We start from the raw sequence: 626 nt of genomic DNA on the forward strand, positions 1-626 counted from the left end.
TAATATCATATTCATAAAGTAAGTGAGATAATTATTGGCTGTAATTTGCTCTTCTTATTTTAGAGGGGTAGGCCATATTTAATGTATCTACAAAGCAGTACTGTAGAACAAAGGACGGTGGTGTAGCTTGCAGTGATCGCACTCAAGCTGACCTACATACTATTGATATACAAGGAAAGTATACAAATGGAAATCAAGGATAGTTTTAAGATAAAAAGTATGTCCATGTTGATGGCCCTAGCATTAGGTATATCAGGGTGTTCTGGTCAGTCAAGTGAGCAGGGCGCAGAAACCGAAGCCACGGTTTTAAGGTTTTCACATTTTTGGCCAGCGACTTCTGCCATGCATGTGGAAGTATTTGAGCCTTGGGCCAAAAAAATTGAGACCGAATCTAACGGTCAACTCAAGGTCGAGATTTATCCATCAGCGACCTTGAGTAAGCCTGATATGATGTATGATTCTGCTGCCAAAGGTGTCATTGATATTGGCTCTCAAGCCCATGGCTATAGCTCTGGACGCTTTCCACTAACGCAGATTACCGAGCTTCCCGGTCTCTCCAATTCAGCCACCCAAATGGGCTGTATGCTACAAACGCTTTATGACGATGGTACCATTGCCAGCGAATA

At 42.5% G+C, this 626-nt stretch carries 1 protein-coding gene; it reads left to right on the plus strand.

Features of this window, described 5'->3' with window-relative positions:
* Positions 1-219 precede the first annotated feature (219 nt).
* Positions 220-626, plus strand: a 407-nt coding sequence (locus ACS8FC_RS18750) for a type 2 periplasmic-binding domain-containing protein (protein WP_459112988.1), incomplete at its 3' end; no start/stop codon positions are given.

It is taken from the genome of Psychrobacter sp. 1Y4 (assembly GCF_051847555.1).